This is a genomic window from Duganella sp. Leaf61, from assembly GCF_001421905.1.
Taxonomy (GTDB): Bacteria; Pseudomonadota; Gammaproteobacteria; order Burkholderiales; family Burkholderiaceae_D; genus Rugamonas; species Rugamonas zoogloeoides.
Genome location: NZ_LMLM01000031.1, coordinates 68,620 through 81,066, shown reverse-complemented (window position 1 = coordinate 81,066; position 12,447 = coordinate 68,620). Strand labels below are relative to the sequence as shown.

The following is a 12,447-nucleotide window of genomic DNA, read 5'->3' as shown; positions in this document are numbered from 1 at the left end:
AATGCCCATGTTGTCCTCCCTGATGCACCCCAGTCTGACCGACTGCCGCCGCCTGTTCCTGCGCAATTACGAAGTGATGATCAACATCGGCGTGTACGAGTTCGAGAAAAAGGGCGAGCAGCGCCTCCTGATCAACGTCGACCTGTACATCCCGCTGGCGGAATCGACCCCGGTCAACGACCAGCTCGAGGAAGTGGTGGACTACGATTTCATCCGCGACACCATCGCCAAGCTGATGGCGCGCGGCCACGTGCAGTTGCAGGAAAGCCTGTGCGACGACATCGTGCGCGCCATGCTGGCCCACCCGCGCGTGCGCGCGGCCAATGTGTCCACCATGAAGCCGGACGTCTATCCGGACTGCGAAGGCGTGGGCGTGGAAGTCTTCAAGACCAAGGAGTCGGTATGAATGCCGCAGTGATGGAAACCGTGGAAACCCTGAACGCGCCGCTGGGCAAATCGGCCGAAAAGATCGCCCACGAGAACAACAAGCTGCACAAGCGCCTGTGCCGGCTGGTGGGCCAGGCCATCGGCGACTTCAACATGATCGAAGAAGGCGACAAGGTGATGGTATGCCTGTCCGGCGGCAAGGACAGCTACGCCCTGCTCGACATCCTGATGACGCTGCGCGAGCGCGCGCCGATCAACTTCGAGATCGTGGCCGTCAACCTGGACCAGAAGCAGCCCAACTTCCCCGACCACATCCTGCCGGCGTACCTGGAAAAGCTGGGCATCCCGTACCACATCGAAAACCAGGACACCTACAGCATCGTCAAGCGCCTGATCCCCGAAGGTAAAACCACGTGCTCGCTGTGCTCGCGCCTGCGCCGGGGCATCCTGTACCGCGTGGCCGACGAACTGGGCGCCACCAAGATCGCGCTGGGCCACCACCGCGACGACATCCTCGAGACCTTCTTCCTGAATATGTTCTTCGGCGGGAAACTGAAAGGCATGCCGGCCAAGCTGATGTCCGACGACGGCAAGCACATGGTGATCCGCCCGCTGGCGTACGTGAAGGAAGAAGACACCGAACGCTATGCCGAAGTCAAAGGCTTCCCGATCATCCCGTGCGACCTGTGCGGCTCGCAGGAAAACCTGCAGCGCAAGCAGATCAAGGCCATGATGCGCGACTGGGAAAAGAAATTCCCGGGCCGCGTGGAGAGCATCTTCTCGTCGCTCTCCACGGTGGTGCCGTCGCACCTGATGGACCGCGACCTGTTCGGCTTTGCCGACCTGAAGGCGGACGGCCAGGCCAATCCGCTCGGCGATATCGCGTTCGACGAAGAGCCGTGTTCGACGCCCACCACGGGGCTGGGCGTCATTTCGCTGCAGCGGGAAGACTAGTACTTCATCGCCGTGCGCATCACCGGGTAGAGGTTGTAGCGCTCATCCCACGACGAATGGCGGCGCGCGAAGAATTCCAGCCGTGCCTGCGGACTCTTGTTGAAGTCCGCATCGGTGTCGAGCTTCTTGCGGAATTCTTCGCGCAGCGCGGGGCTGGTTTCCAGCTGCTCGCGCGCCACATCCTCCGCCACGTAGTCCTCCATGTACTCCTTGCGCTCGAACCAGTTGTTGAACGCGCCCCAGGCCAGCAGCGAATCCGGGCCGCGCGGCTCGAGCATGGTCATCACCAGGCGCGCCTTCGGCTGCGCGATCGGCACGAACAGCGCGCCCTTGGACAAGGCGCGGCGCTCGCGCGCCCACTCGCCTTCCACCGCCAGCGCCTGGTGGCCCTCGAACGACTTGGCGCCGAACGTGGTCTTGGTGGCGCGGAAGGTTTCCACCTCGGCCGACATCTCGTCGGCGCCCAGCAGCTTGTAAGTGATGCCGTGCTGTTTGAGCTTGGCGGCCACGCGCGCCGCTTCGGCCAGCGGCACCAGGTAGCCGCCCTGCGGCGCCGCCACTTTCAGCTCCGGCACGATCTCGTCGCGTAGCGGCACGGTCCACACCTGCGGTTTGGTTTCATCGTACTGCGTCATCAGGGCGCCGGAGATCTCCGAGTGGCCACGCGTGTAGGCGTAGCCGGGAAAGTCGATGGTCTTGGCGTTGAAGGTGGTGCGGTACGTGAGCGTAAAGTCGGCGCCACCCATGGCCGCGGCGCGGGCGTCGGCTTCCTGCGCGGTCTTGGCCCATTCCTTGCCATGCTGTCCCACCTGCGACAGCAGCGAGACGATGGTGTTGCGGGTGATGCGCACGCGGGTCGGATAATCCTTCCACGAGTGGGTTTCCACCAGTACGCCGAAACGGTTGCGCATGACAAAATAACCGTGCGAGAAGCGCGGCGTGGGCATGCTGTCCACGAAGCCCGACATCGGGTCGTCTTCCTTGGCAAACGAGATGTAATACGGCTTGGGATCGGAACCCTGGGCCTTCAGATCGGCCAGCACCCCTTGTTGCAGCGCGCTGCCGGCCTCGCGCAGCGGCGCGTCGCCGCCGTGCACCGGCTCCACCTGGATCGAGATATCGGGCTGGAACTTGGCGCCGTCGGTCACGTGCAGATCGACGTACGCCAGCGGATCCCAGGCGTTGACCAGCGCCAGCATGGCCTGCATCTCGGTGGTGTCGGCCTTGACGTAATCGCGATTGAGGTTGTAGTTCTGCGCCGTGGTGCGCCAGCCCATTTCCACCGGGCCGCGCTGGTTGGGGCGGTTGTAGCGGCCGAAGCGCTCGTGACCATCGACATTGAACACGGGGACGAACAGCAGCACCTGTTTTTCCAGCGCACCGGGGGCGGCGCGGTTTTCCAGCACCTCGCGCAGGGCCAGGAAGCCGGCGTCCTTGCCGTCGATTTCACCGGCGTGGATGCCGCCCTGGATCAGCAGCACCGGCACGCCTTTTTTCTTCGCCTGGTCGGCGGTCAGGGCGCCGGTGCGGGTGACGGCCAGCGCCAGCATCGGCCGGTTTTCCGGTGTGCGGCCAAACTCGAAGCAGCGTACCTGCTTCGGGTACGCTTTTTGAAAGCGCGCGCACAGGTCCACCACCTCGGCGTAACGGCCGGTGCTCTGGAAGCCCGAGCGTTCGGAGACGGTGGTCAGTGGCGATGACGATGCGGCAGGCGCTGCGCTGGCACTGGCGGCCAGCGTGGCAAGGGCGAGCGATACGGCGAAACGGATCATGAAGGAGTTTCCAGGTGGGCCGACGCCGGGACGGCGTCGCAACCTGGAAAATTATAATCCGCTTCGGCGCTTGAAACTACCTGAGGATGGCGGCTTCCTTGGCCAGCGGGCGCACCAGTTTCAGCGGCGTGGCGGCGCCGGCGGCAAAGCGCGACGCCGTGGCGGGACAGATGCCATTGGCGCGGTAGCTGAGCGCCGCCGACAGCATGCCTTCGCTGGTGTCGCCCACCGGGCGGGTCAGGTCGTCGCTGACGCGGCAGGTCGGCTGGAAGCCGTTGGCGTAGTCACCGAAGCCCTTGTCGTTTACACCCTGGAACTGCACCGCGAAATACGTGGTGCCGCAGTTGTCCTCGGGGTAGAAACCATAGGGCTTGCCGCAGGTTTCGCCGCCGACCAGGTTCACCTCCACATCGACGCCGCGCAAGCCGTTGATCACCGACTCGCTGGCCGAGCAGGTGCCGGGCGTGGTCAGCATCGTTACCCGGCGCAGGCCGAGGTAAGGCAGCGCGGTGCCGGCCGCAGTCGGCGCCGGCGAGCTGATACCCGCAGCGCTGGCAAGGAAGTTCATCGGCGCGATCGGTGTAGTCTTGTCGTTGAACTGCAGGCGCGAGAACACTTTGCCGGTAGTCGGGGTGGGACCGGCGATCATGTAGGCCAGTTCGTTGGCAATGGCCAGGTAGCCGCCGCCGTTGTAACGCATGTCGAGCACCACGTCGGTGACGTTGGCCGCTTTCAGGGTGTTGATGGCGGCAATCAGCTGGGTTTCGGCGACCGCATTATGGTCGTTGAACAGCAGGTAGCCGACCTTGCCGGTCGGGGTGTCGATGACCTTGACGTTGGCGACCGGCTGCAGCGACAGCCGGGCGGCGGCCAGCTGCACATTGACGGTGACGCCGTTGCGGTCCAGCGCAAAGCGGTGCAGGCTGCCCGCCGACTGCGGGAACAGCGCCGCATTGATCACGTTGATGCCGGACTGCGTGGTGTCGGAAATCGATACGCCATCGACCAGTTGCAGGGTATCGCCGCGCTGCACGCCGGCGAGGGCGGCCGGTGAACCCGGCTCCACCAGGGTGACCCGCCACAGGCGCGGCAACACGTTGGCCGCGCTGGAAGCCCAGGTCACGCCGTAACCCAGTTCGATGCCGCTGGTGGACGACGCTTCCCACTCGTCGGTGGCATAGGTGAAGTGGAACTGGTCCTTGGCACGGCCCGAGGACGTGACCGCCGTCGTCTTGAGGTCGGCGAAGTAATCGATCGGGTTGCTGTAGTTTTCCTGGCGCAGGGTGGTTGGCACTTCGCGGTACCACAGGTAGGTCTCGTCGATGAACGAACGCACCCATTTGAGCTCGTCGCTCAGGCTGCCCTGGCGGTCGGGGAAACGCACGCCGGCGGCCGAGGTGCCGCTGCGCGGACGCTGGCACGAAGCGGCCAGCTTGACATAGTCGCTGCGCGTGTCTGTTGAGCCCGTGGCTCCGCTGCCGGAATTTGTACCGTTGCCGGCGGTCGTGCCGGAGGAGCCACCACCACCGCCGCAGCCGGACAACATGGCTGCGGCAGCGAGCGCGGCCATGAATGCAGGAGATAATTTAATGTTCATGTGCAACATTATAGCTGGCGGCATACGAGAAAAGTGCAAATTAAGCTACTTATTTTCGCAATCGACGGGCTCTATGCCTGCAAGTCGGGGTCGCTGCGCAACAGCTCCGCCAGCCATGCCGCGAACACGCCCAGGCGCGGCGACGCCATGCGGCCTTGCGGGTACAGCAGCGAGATCGGCATCGGCGCCGGTGGCGTGGCCGCCAGCACCTCCACCAGCGCGCCGCTGGCCAGGTGGTCGCGCACCTGGTAGCGTGCGGCCTGGATCAGGCCCATGCCCTGCAACGCGCAGCTGATATAGGCATCCGGTTCGTTGACCGCGATCGCCCCGCGTATGGGGACGATCACGGCGCGGCCATCGACCATGAAGTCCCAGTCGAACACGCGCCCGGTGCGGCCGGAAAAATGCAATACGCCGCGGTGGCCGGGCAAATCGTCGAGCGTGTGCGGCGCCCCGTGCTGCGCTAGGTACCAGGGCGAGGCGCAGGTAAGAAAGCCCATATTGCCCAGGCGCCGCCCCACCAGCGACGAGTCCTGCAACTCGCCCACGCGCAGCGCACAGTCGAGGCCCTCCTGCGTCAGGTCCACCACGCGCTCGGTCATGCTGACCATCAGTTCGATCTCGGGATAGGCGCGGGTGAAGTCGGCAATGCGCGGAATGACCAGGTGGCGGCCCACCGCGCCGGGCAGGTCCACCCGCAATTTGCCGCGCGGGCGTTGCAAATTCTGGCCCCGAAAAGTACTTTCGGCGTCTTCCACCGCCTCCAATATGTCCAGGCACTTCTTGAAGTAGTCGGCACCGTCGGGCGTGAGCGACAACCGGCGCGTGGTCCGGTGCAGCAGGCGGGTGCCGAGGAACGCTTCGAGCTTGTTGATGGTGGCGGTGAGCGCGGCGCGCGGCAGGTCGAGCGTTTCCGCAGCCTTGGTATAGCTGTTGGCTTCGACGATGCGCACAAAGGTCTGCATGGCCTTCAGTCTGTCCATGATTGTTCACATTAAATGAATGGTATGTGACCATTATGCCCTGATTATCTTAGTCCGCAATCGGCCTACACTGGGTTCATCGTTATCTCCACCGGAGTTCATCATGAATCACACAGAAGACAAAGACATCAAGGAACAAGATATTAGCCCGGGCATGGTCATGCTGCTGGCCGTGGCCACCGGCCTGATCGTCGCCAACCTGTACTACGCCCAGACCCTGGTCGGCCCGATCAGCGCCGCCACCGGCCTGTCGGCCGAAGCGGCGGGCCTGATCGTCACGCTCACGCAAATCGGCTACACCATCGGCCTGCTGTTCATCGTACCACTGGGCGACCTGCTGGAAAACCGCCGCCTGATCTTCACCGGCCTGTTGTTTACCTCGGCGATGCTGGTCATCGCCGCGTTTTCCACCAGCGCCTGGCTGTTCCTGGTGGCCGCATTGGGTATCGGCCTCGGTTCCGTGGCGGCGCAGATCATCGTGCCGTTCGCCGCCCACCTCTCGAAAGAGGCCACGCGCGGCCACACGGTCGGTAAGGTGGTCAGCGGCCTGCTGCTGGGGATCATGCTGGCGCGCCCGGTCGCCAGCCTGGTGGCCGACGCCACCAACTGGCACGTGGTGTTCGGCGGCGCCGCGCTGATCGTGCTGGTCGTGGCGTTGATCCTGCGCGCCAAGCTGCCCGAGCGCGTACCGGTATCGAGCATCACCTACCCTGCCCTGCTGGCATCGCTGTGGCATCTGTTTGCGACCACGCCGGTACTGCGCCGCCGTGCCGCCTACCACGCCGGCCTGTTCGGTTCGTTCAGCCTGTTCTGGACCGTGACGCCGCTGATGCTGGCCGGTCCGCAGTTCCACCTGTCGCAAACCGGCATCGCCATCTTTGCCCTGGTGGGCATGGCCGGTGCGGTAGCGTCGCCGATCGCCGGCCGCCTGGCCGATGCCGGCCACACCTTGACGGCCACCGCTGCGGCCCTGGCGCTGGGCGTGATCGCTTTCGCCTTGCCGATGCTGGCGCCCGAATCGGCGGCCATGCGCAACGTCTCGCTGGGAATATTGGTGGTGGCGTCCATCGTGCTGGACATGGGGGTAGCGGCCAACCTGGTGCTGGGCCAGCGCGCGATCTTCTCGCTGGGCGCCCATGTGCGCAGCCGTTTGAATGGGGTGTACTTCGCGCTGTTCTTCGCCGGTGGCGCGTTGGGTTCTGCCCTGGGCGGCTGGATGTACGCCGCACATGGCTGGCATGCGGCGCTACTGACCGGGATGGCGTTCCCCGGCCTGGCATTGATTTACTGGATGACCGAGTATGCCGCCCACACCTCGGCGCAGCGCAAACCGGCATAACATAGCCTTCATGGCGGCGTTGCAGCGCCTCGCCGTACTATCGTACTGTCTTCGTCGCTGCGCCTTGCTCTGAAGGCTATGTCCAATTTTAGAAGTGGTAGTTCACTTCCAGCCAGCCCTGTCGTCCGACCGGGCTGTAGTTGCCTATCGGGTAGTACGGCCAGCCATCGCTCGCATCTTGCTTGACCTTGTTGAACAGGTTGTTGACCGCAACCGATACCGTGGTGCGTTCATTGAGGCGATACACCACGCTGGCGTTGACCAGCACCGTCGGCGTCAGGTATGCCTCGGATGCAGCATTGGGCACCTTGCCGTAGCGCTGCAGGAACAGCGTGTTGGACCAATCGCCCTTGTTCCACGCCAGGCTCACATTGAGCTTGTCGCGCCAGTCGTGGTTGTCCAGGTCGGCCTTGTCGTCGTTGAGCGGATCACCGGCAAACTGACGCGAGTGCTTGTCGAGCGTCTTCGAATAATTCACCCGCGTGGTCAACACGCCAAGGTTCTGCGTCCGCATGGCGTAGCGACCGCTGATGTCGATGCCATCGACGCTGGTGGACGCGGCATTGATCGGATTGACCAGGATGGTATTGATCTCGCCCGGCTTGTTCAGCGCCGTCAGCGGATTGCGCACGATGCGGCGGATGGTGTCGGCGCAGGTAGGCGACGTCAGGTCACCGGCCATGCGGCAGTCCGACTCGTCGCGCAGCAGTTTATCCGCGTTCAGATTGGTCACCAGGTCGTTGATCTTGATGTTCCAGTAATCGACCGTCACATCGAAGTCCGCGCTGGGTGACCACACCAGGCCCAGGCCGGTCGAGCGGCCCTTCTCCGAACGCAGGTCACGGCTGCCGGTCTGCACGTAGTCGGCGCCCGGCGCATATTTGCAGGTGGCGGCCGGCTGGCCGGTCTGGGCGCAGCGGTAGTAGTCGGTGGTGGACTCGTAGTAGCCGGTGCCGCGCGCCTTGTAAATGTAATTCATGTCCGGCGCGCGGAAGCTGGTGCCGTACGTGGCCCGCACCAGCAATTGCTTGACCGGGCGCCATTCGATGCCGCCGTTGTAGGTGGCCTTGCCGTCGTGGCGGTCGGCGAAGCTGTAGCGGTCGTAGCGGCCGGCCAGCGTGGCCGACAGTGTATCGACAATCGGCACATTCGCTTCCAGCCCCAGCGCATAACGCTCGCGGGTGCCGGACGTGACATCCGAACCGGCCAGATTGAAATAGCCCTGGTTCAGGCGGCTGTCGGGACGGTTGGAGAAGCCCTGCTTGCCGACTTCGGCCACCGTGGCCAGCCGCACCGGTCCTGCCGGCAACGAGAACGCCTCGCCGTTGGCCGACAGGCTCACCGTGTTGGTCCACGACTTGTCGTTGCTCACCGCCGTGCCGTAAATGCTGTTGAATTCCGTGGGCGTGAGACGCTGCGCCAGGCGTGCTGCATCGGGCGCGTAGATTGCCACGCCGTTGGCGTCCACGCCCTGCTGTGGCCCCAGGAAGAAGCTGTCGATGGTGGACAATGCGCGTGGCGTAAAGCTCTGGCTCTTGTACAGCGACGCGGTGTAGCCCGCCTCGTACTGCCAGCTGGTGCCGGGAATGTCACCGCGCGCGCCGAGCGACAGCGACGTTGCTTCGTCGTCCCAGCGGCGGTTGAAGCGCGCCACGCCCCCCATCTCCTCGGGCGAGATATAGCGGCTCCAGTTTTCGTAGCTGCCGCTGTTCTGGTTCAGGAGCGCCTTGTCGGAGAGCGAGCGCGATTCCCAGATCGGGCCGCGCGTGTTGTTGATGCTGCGGTTCTTGCCGAACAGCGCTTCCGCGAACAAGGTCGTGGTGGGCGAGAGCGCATAGTTGGCACCGCCGAACACGTTCTGGCTGCTGTTTTTGGTCTGCGTGGTCCAGTAGGTGGGACGCACTTTCTCGCTGCCGCAGTAACTGCCGGTGCTGCCGGTGCGTTTAACGGTGCTGCCGCCGAACAGGTCGCCCAAGTTCGAGCAGGTGTCACCGGGATCGACATAGCGGCCGGTACCCAGGTCACGTCGGCCCAGCACCGACGTGAACGTGCCCCGGTTGACGCTCATGAAATCGCGATCGGTGCTTGACAACGGATCGCGCTCAAGCAGCTCCACGCTGAACAGCGTATTGAGCTTGCCGAAAGTCTGACCGCCGGAAAATTGCAGCCGCTGGTTGGCCGCGCCACCGCGCGACGTGCCGCCGGCTTTGAGGTTGATGTCGTAGCCGTCGTACTGCTTTTTCAGAATGATGTTGACGACCCCGGCGATCGCGTCCGAGCCATAGATGGCGGAGGCGCCGCCGCTGAGGATCTCGATGCGCTCGACTACGCTCGACGGAATATTGGCCAGGTTGGTGAAGTTGACGGCGCCGTCGTAGGCGACCGGGAAGTCCGCCATGCGGCGCCCGTTCAGCAGCACCAGCGTGTGATTCGGCCCGAGGCCGCGCAGGCTGATGGCGTTGGCCGACGGCGTAAACGTGTTGCCGTAGTCGGCGCCCTGGGTAAAGCCGCTGTTCTGCGACTGGTTCGACAGCGCGTCGAACACATTCGTGAAACCCTGTTTGGTCAGATCGGCCGCAGTGATCACGGTCACGGCCGACGGTCCTTCCAGGCTGGCGCGCGGAATGCGCGAGCCGGTGACGACGACGCTCGTCGGCGCCGGGGGGACGGTGGTGGCCGGTGTCGGCTGGCCTTGAGTTTGGGCCAGGGCAAGCGACGGGCCGGCAACACTGCACAGCAGCGCGATGGCACCAGTCGCCAGCGGCGTCAATTCGAATTTTGTTGTCATTGAGTTATCCGGTAAGCAGAGGAGGGCAAAAGGGGCGGAACTTTACCAAAATTTACTTCACCAGTGAAATAACGATTCCGTACTAGCTTATGCAGAAACTGGCGGTCGATTGTGCTGCCTACATTTGAGGCAGGTCGAAGGATGGACTGGCAGCGCTGCTAACTTGGATCCTCGTCCGTCCACTTTCTCTGCCCATCATGGCAACCTCGCTGCGCAACGATTTACTGCAAATGGGCATCGCTCCGGGCGACGTGGTGCTGGCGCGGGCCGCGTACCGCGCCGTCGGCCGGGCGGGTGCCGGCGGCGGCGATTTCCTGGCCGAGCTGCTCGACCTGCTGGGCGACCAGGGCACGGTGGCCTGCCTGGCGTTTACCAAGGGCGGCTGGTGGTGGCAGGCCCGGCATCTGGCGCCGTTTACGCCCGCCACGCCCTCGTATGCGGGCGCCCTGCCCAACGCCATGCTGGCCCACCCCGATGCCTGTCGCAGCACCCACCCGCAATGCTCGATCGTCGCCATCGGCCGCCATGCGCGGGCGCTCACCGAAGGACACGGCCCCGCCAATGGCGCCTACGAACCGATGCGTAAACTGATCGCCCTCGACGCGAAAATGCTGGTGGCCGGCTGCGTGGCCGTCAACCCGGGCTTTACCACCACCCACCTGGCGGAAGTGGACCTGGGTCTGCACCGGCGCCGCATCTTCCCCTGGCTGTCGGTGAGCCGCTACCGCGACGACCAGGGCCAGGTGCGCGTATTCCACCGGCGCGATCCCGGCTGCTGCTCCAACTCGTACTGGAAGTTTTATGGCGCCTATGTGCGGCACGGCATCCTCACCACGGGCCGCGTCGGCAACGCCTATGCCATCTGCGCGCCGGCCGCGCAGTGCTACGCCATCGAGCATGACATCCTGGCGCGCGACCGTCGCTTCAACCTGTGCGATTCGCCCGACTGCCTGACCTGCAATGCGCTGCGCTGGGACCGGGTTCACCGCTGGCCCCTGTGGCTGTGGCGGCGGGTGCGCCGCCAGTCATTCACCTGATACTGGAGGCCTTTTATGAATGACGCTCTCGAGATCGTGGTGCCAGCGGCCTGCCGCCAGCCTGCCCAATGGGTGCTGCGGTGGGTCTTCGACGAGGTGCTGGGCGTACCGGCGCGCTTGATGGATTACGCCGAACAGCAGATCGACGGAAAGCAGGCCGGCGGTAATGCGGGCGACCAGTTTGCATTGCGCTGGCGCGGTCGGGTGCTGACGCTGGAGAACGACTTCTTCCGCCGGCACCAGGACCTGTGGCAGCAACCGGCGGCATTGCTGCTCGATCCGCCGTGCCAGTGGATCAATGTGCGCGCCATGCTGGACGTGCAGCTGGAAGATGCGGCGATCCCGGTGCTGTGGGGCGCGCCGGGCCTGGTCCATACGCCCCACGGCGCACACCTGAAGCTCGACGTGATCGGCGCGATTTTCTTCCTGCTGTCGCGCTACGAGGAAGTGCTCTGCCCCGCGCGCGACCAGTACGACCGCTTTCCCGCTGCCGCTTCGCTGGCGGTGCAGCGCGGCTTCCTGCAACGGCCGCTGGTGGACGAATACATCGAAATCCTGTGGGCGGCGCTGCGCAGCGTCTGGCCCGGCCTCACCCGCAGGCAGGCCGGTGGCGCCATGCGCGTAAGCTGCGATGTCGATGAACCGTACGAGCGCTGGATCCGCAATCCGTGGCTGCTGGCGCAGGGCGTGGCCGGCGCACTGCTGCGCAAACGGTCGGTCGCAGGCGCGAAGGCGCGGCTGAAAAACGCGTGGCAAAGCCGCCGGGGCGACTATCGCCACGACCCGCACTGGACCTTCGACTGGTACATGACCCAGCTCGAAGCGTGCGGCAGCAGGGGCGCGTTCTACTTCATCGCCACGCCGGGGCGCACCCGCTACGACTGCGCCTACACGCTGGAGGAACCGAGGATGCAGGCGCTGCTGGCGCAGATCGCCGCGCGCGGCCACGAGATCGGCCTGCACGGCAGCTTCCATACCTACCGCAACGGCACGCAACTGGCCCGTGAACGCCAGCGCCTGATGGCCGCCTGCACACGCGCCGGTGCAAGTGCCAGTGGCGGCGCAGGAGCCAGTGCTGGTGCTGGTGCGGGTGCGGGTGCGGGTGCGGGTGCGGGTGCGGGTGCGGGTGCGGGTGCGGGTGCGGGTGGCGGTGCAGCTGCAGCTGCGGCTGCGGGGGACGGGCGCGTTACCGGGACCGGCGGCGACACCCAGGTACGCGGCAACCGCCAGCACTACCTGCGTTGGGATGCGGGCATCACGCCGGACCTGCTGGAGCAAGCCGGCTTCGACTACGATGCGACCGGCGGTTTTCCATACGATCCGGGCTTTCGCCATGGCACGGCGCGCGAATTTCCGATGTGGAGCTGGAAAAAGCAAGGGCCGCTGCGCTTGCGGCAGCGGCCCCTGATGCTGATGGAAAGCGCCGTGCTTGGCGACTCGGCCCGGGCGGACCGCGGGTCGGCGCTGGACACCATGGCGCGGCTCAAGCACACCGCGCTGCGCTACGGCGACTTCAACCTGCTATGGCATAACTCGCGCTTCACGGAACCGGGCGACCGCGCACTGTTCCGCAAAATCCTCGAAGCGTAA

At 65.0% G+C, this 12,447-nt stretch carries 9 protein-coding genes; 5 read left to right on the top strand and 4 right to left on the bottom strand.

Going from position 1 to position 12,447, the window contains the following annotated elements; all coding sequences use genetic code 11:
- Positions 1-7 precede the first annotated feature (7 nt).
- Together ASF04_RS22130 and ttcA are read left to right on the top strand one after the other, a co-directional pair.
- Entirely contained in the window at positions 8-406 is a 399-nt protein-coding gene (locus ASF04_RS22130; RefSeq protein WP_026637822.1) for a dihydroneopterin aldolase, read from the top strand.
- Positions 403-1,341 (top strand): tRNA 2-thiocytidine(32) synthetase TtcA, encoded by a 939-nt coding sequence (gene ttcA / locus ASF04_RS22125; RefSeq protein ID WP_056146749.1) that lies wholly within the window; start codon positions 403-405, stop codon positions 1,339-1,341. Before ASF04_RS22130 ends, ttcA begins: the two co-directional genes overlap by 4 nt.
- Here the strand turns inward: ttcA and ASF04_RS22120 are convergent.
- The 3 genes from ASF04_RS22120 to ASF04_RS22110 form a co-directional block, all read right to left on the bottom strand.
- Complete coding sequence (locus ASF04_RS22120) at positions 1,338-3,113, bottom strand: M14 family zinc carboxypeptidase (RefSeq protein ID WP_056146747.1); 1,776 nt, start codon at positions 3,111-3,113, stop codon at positions 1,338-1,340. The two genes, ttcA and ASF04_RS22120, sit on opposite strands and share 4 nt — an antisense overlap.
- A gap of 76 nt (positions 3,114-3,189) precedes the next feature.
- Positions 3,190-4,710: a S41 family peptidase gene (locus tag ASF04_RS22115; protein ID WP_229205162.1), complete on the bottom strand. Its 1,521-nt coding sequence runs from the start codon at positions 4,708-4,710 to the stop codon at positions 3,190-3,192.
- 71 nt (positions 4,711-4,781) lie between these two features.
- Complete coding sequence (locus ASF04_RS22110) at positions 4,782-5,693, bottom strand: LysR family transcriptional regulator (protein WP_056146743.1); 912 nt, start codon at positions 5,691-5,693, stop codon at positions 4,782-4,784.
- A 103-nt stretch (positions 5,694-5,796) separates the two neighbouring features.
- Here ASF04_RS22110 and ASF04_RS22105 point away from each other — a divergent pair, with 103 nt between their 5' ends.
- On the top strand, positions 5,797-7,032 hold the full coding sequence (locus ASF04_RS22105) for an MFS transporter (protein ID WP_056146741.1): 1,236 nt from the start codon (positions 5,797-5,799) through the stop codon (positions 7,030-7,032).
- Positions 7,033-7,120: 88 nt separating this feature from the next.
- On the opposite strand, the gene ASF04_RS22100 is transcribed toward ASF04_RS22105, so the two are convergent.
- Positions 7,121-9,820 (bottom strand): TonB-dependent siderophore receptor, encoded by a 2,700-nt coding sequence (locus ASF04_RS22100; RefSeq protein ID WP_056146739.1) that lies wholly within the window; start codon positions 9,818-9,820, stop codon positions 7,121-7,123.
- Between the two features lie 197 nt (positions 9,821-10,017).
- On the opposite strand from ASF04_RS22100, the gene ASF04_RS22095 reads away from it, so the two are divergent.
- Both ASF04_RS22095 and ASF04_RS22090 read left to right on the top strand, forming a co-directional pair.
- On the top strand, positions 10,018-10,857 hold the full coding sequence (locus tag ASF04_RS22095) for an AAC(3) family N-acetyltransferase (protein WP_056146737.1): 840 nt from the start codon (positions 10,018-10,020) through the stop codon (positions 10,855-10,857).
- Between the two features lie 15 nt (positions 10,858-10,872).
- Positions 10,873-12,447, top strand: coding sequence for a polysaccharide deacetylase family protein (locus ASF04_RS22090; protein WP_056146735.1), 1,575 nt, complete (start codon positions 10,873-10,875; stop codon positions 12,445-12,447).

Bases quoted from the DNA above. Each gene is read 5' to 3' on its own strand.
- ASF04_RS22130 (WP_026637822.1), top strand. From the start codon at position 8: ATGTTGTCCTCCCTGATGCACCCCAGTCTGACCGACTGCCGCCGCCTG.
- ttcA (WP_056146749.1), top strand. From the start codon at position 403: ATGAATGCCGCAGTGATGGAAACCGTGGAAACCCTGAACGCGCCGCTG.
- ASF04_RS22120 (WP_056146747.1), bottom strand. From the start codon at position 3,113: ATGATCCGTTTCGCCGTATCGCTCGCCCTTGCCACGCTGGCCGCCAGT.
- ASF04_RS22115 (WP_229205162.1), bottom strand. From the start codon at position 4,710: ATGAACATTAAATTATCTCCTGCATTCATGGCCGCGCTCGCTGCCGCA.
- ASF04_RS22110 (WP_056146743.1), bottom strand. From the start codon at position 5,693: ATGGACAGACTGAAGGCCATGCAGACCTTTGTGCGCATCGTCGAAGCC.
- ASF04_RS22105 (WP_056146741.1), top strand. From the start codon at position 5,797: ATGAATCACACAGAAGACAAAGACATCAAGGAACAAGATATTAGCCCG.
- ASF04_RS22100 (WP_056146739.1), bottom strand. From the start codon at position 9,820: ATGACAACAAAATTCGAATTGACGCCGCTGGCGACTGGTGCCATCGCG.
- ASF04_RS22095 (WP_056146737.1), top strand. From the start codon at position 10,018: ATGGCAACCTCGCTGCGCAACGATTTACTGCAAATGGGCATCGCTCCG.
- ASF04_RS22090 (WP_056146735.1), top strand. From the start codon at position 10,873: ATGAATGACGCTCTCGAGATCGTGGTGCCAGCGGCCTGCCGCCAGCCT.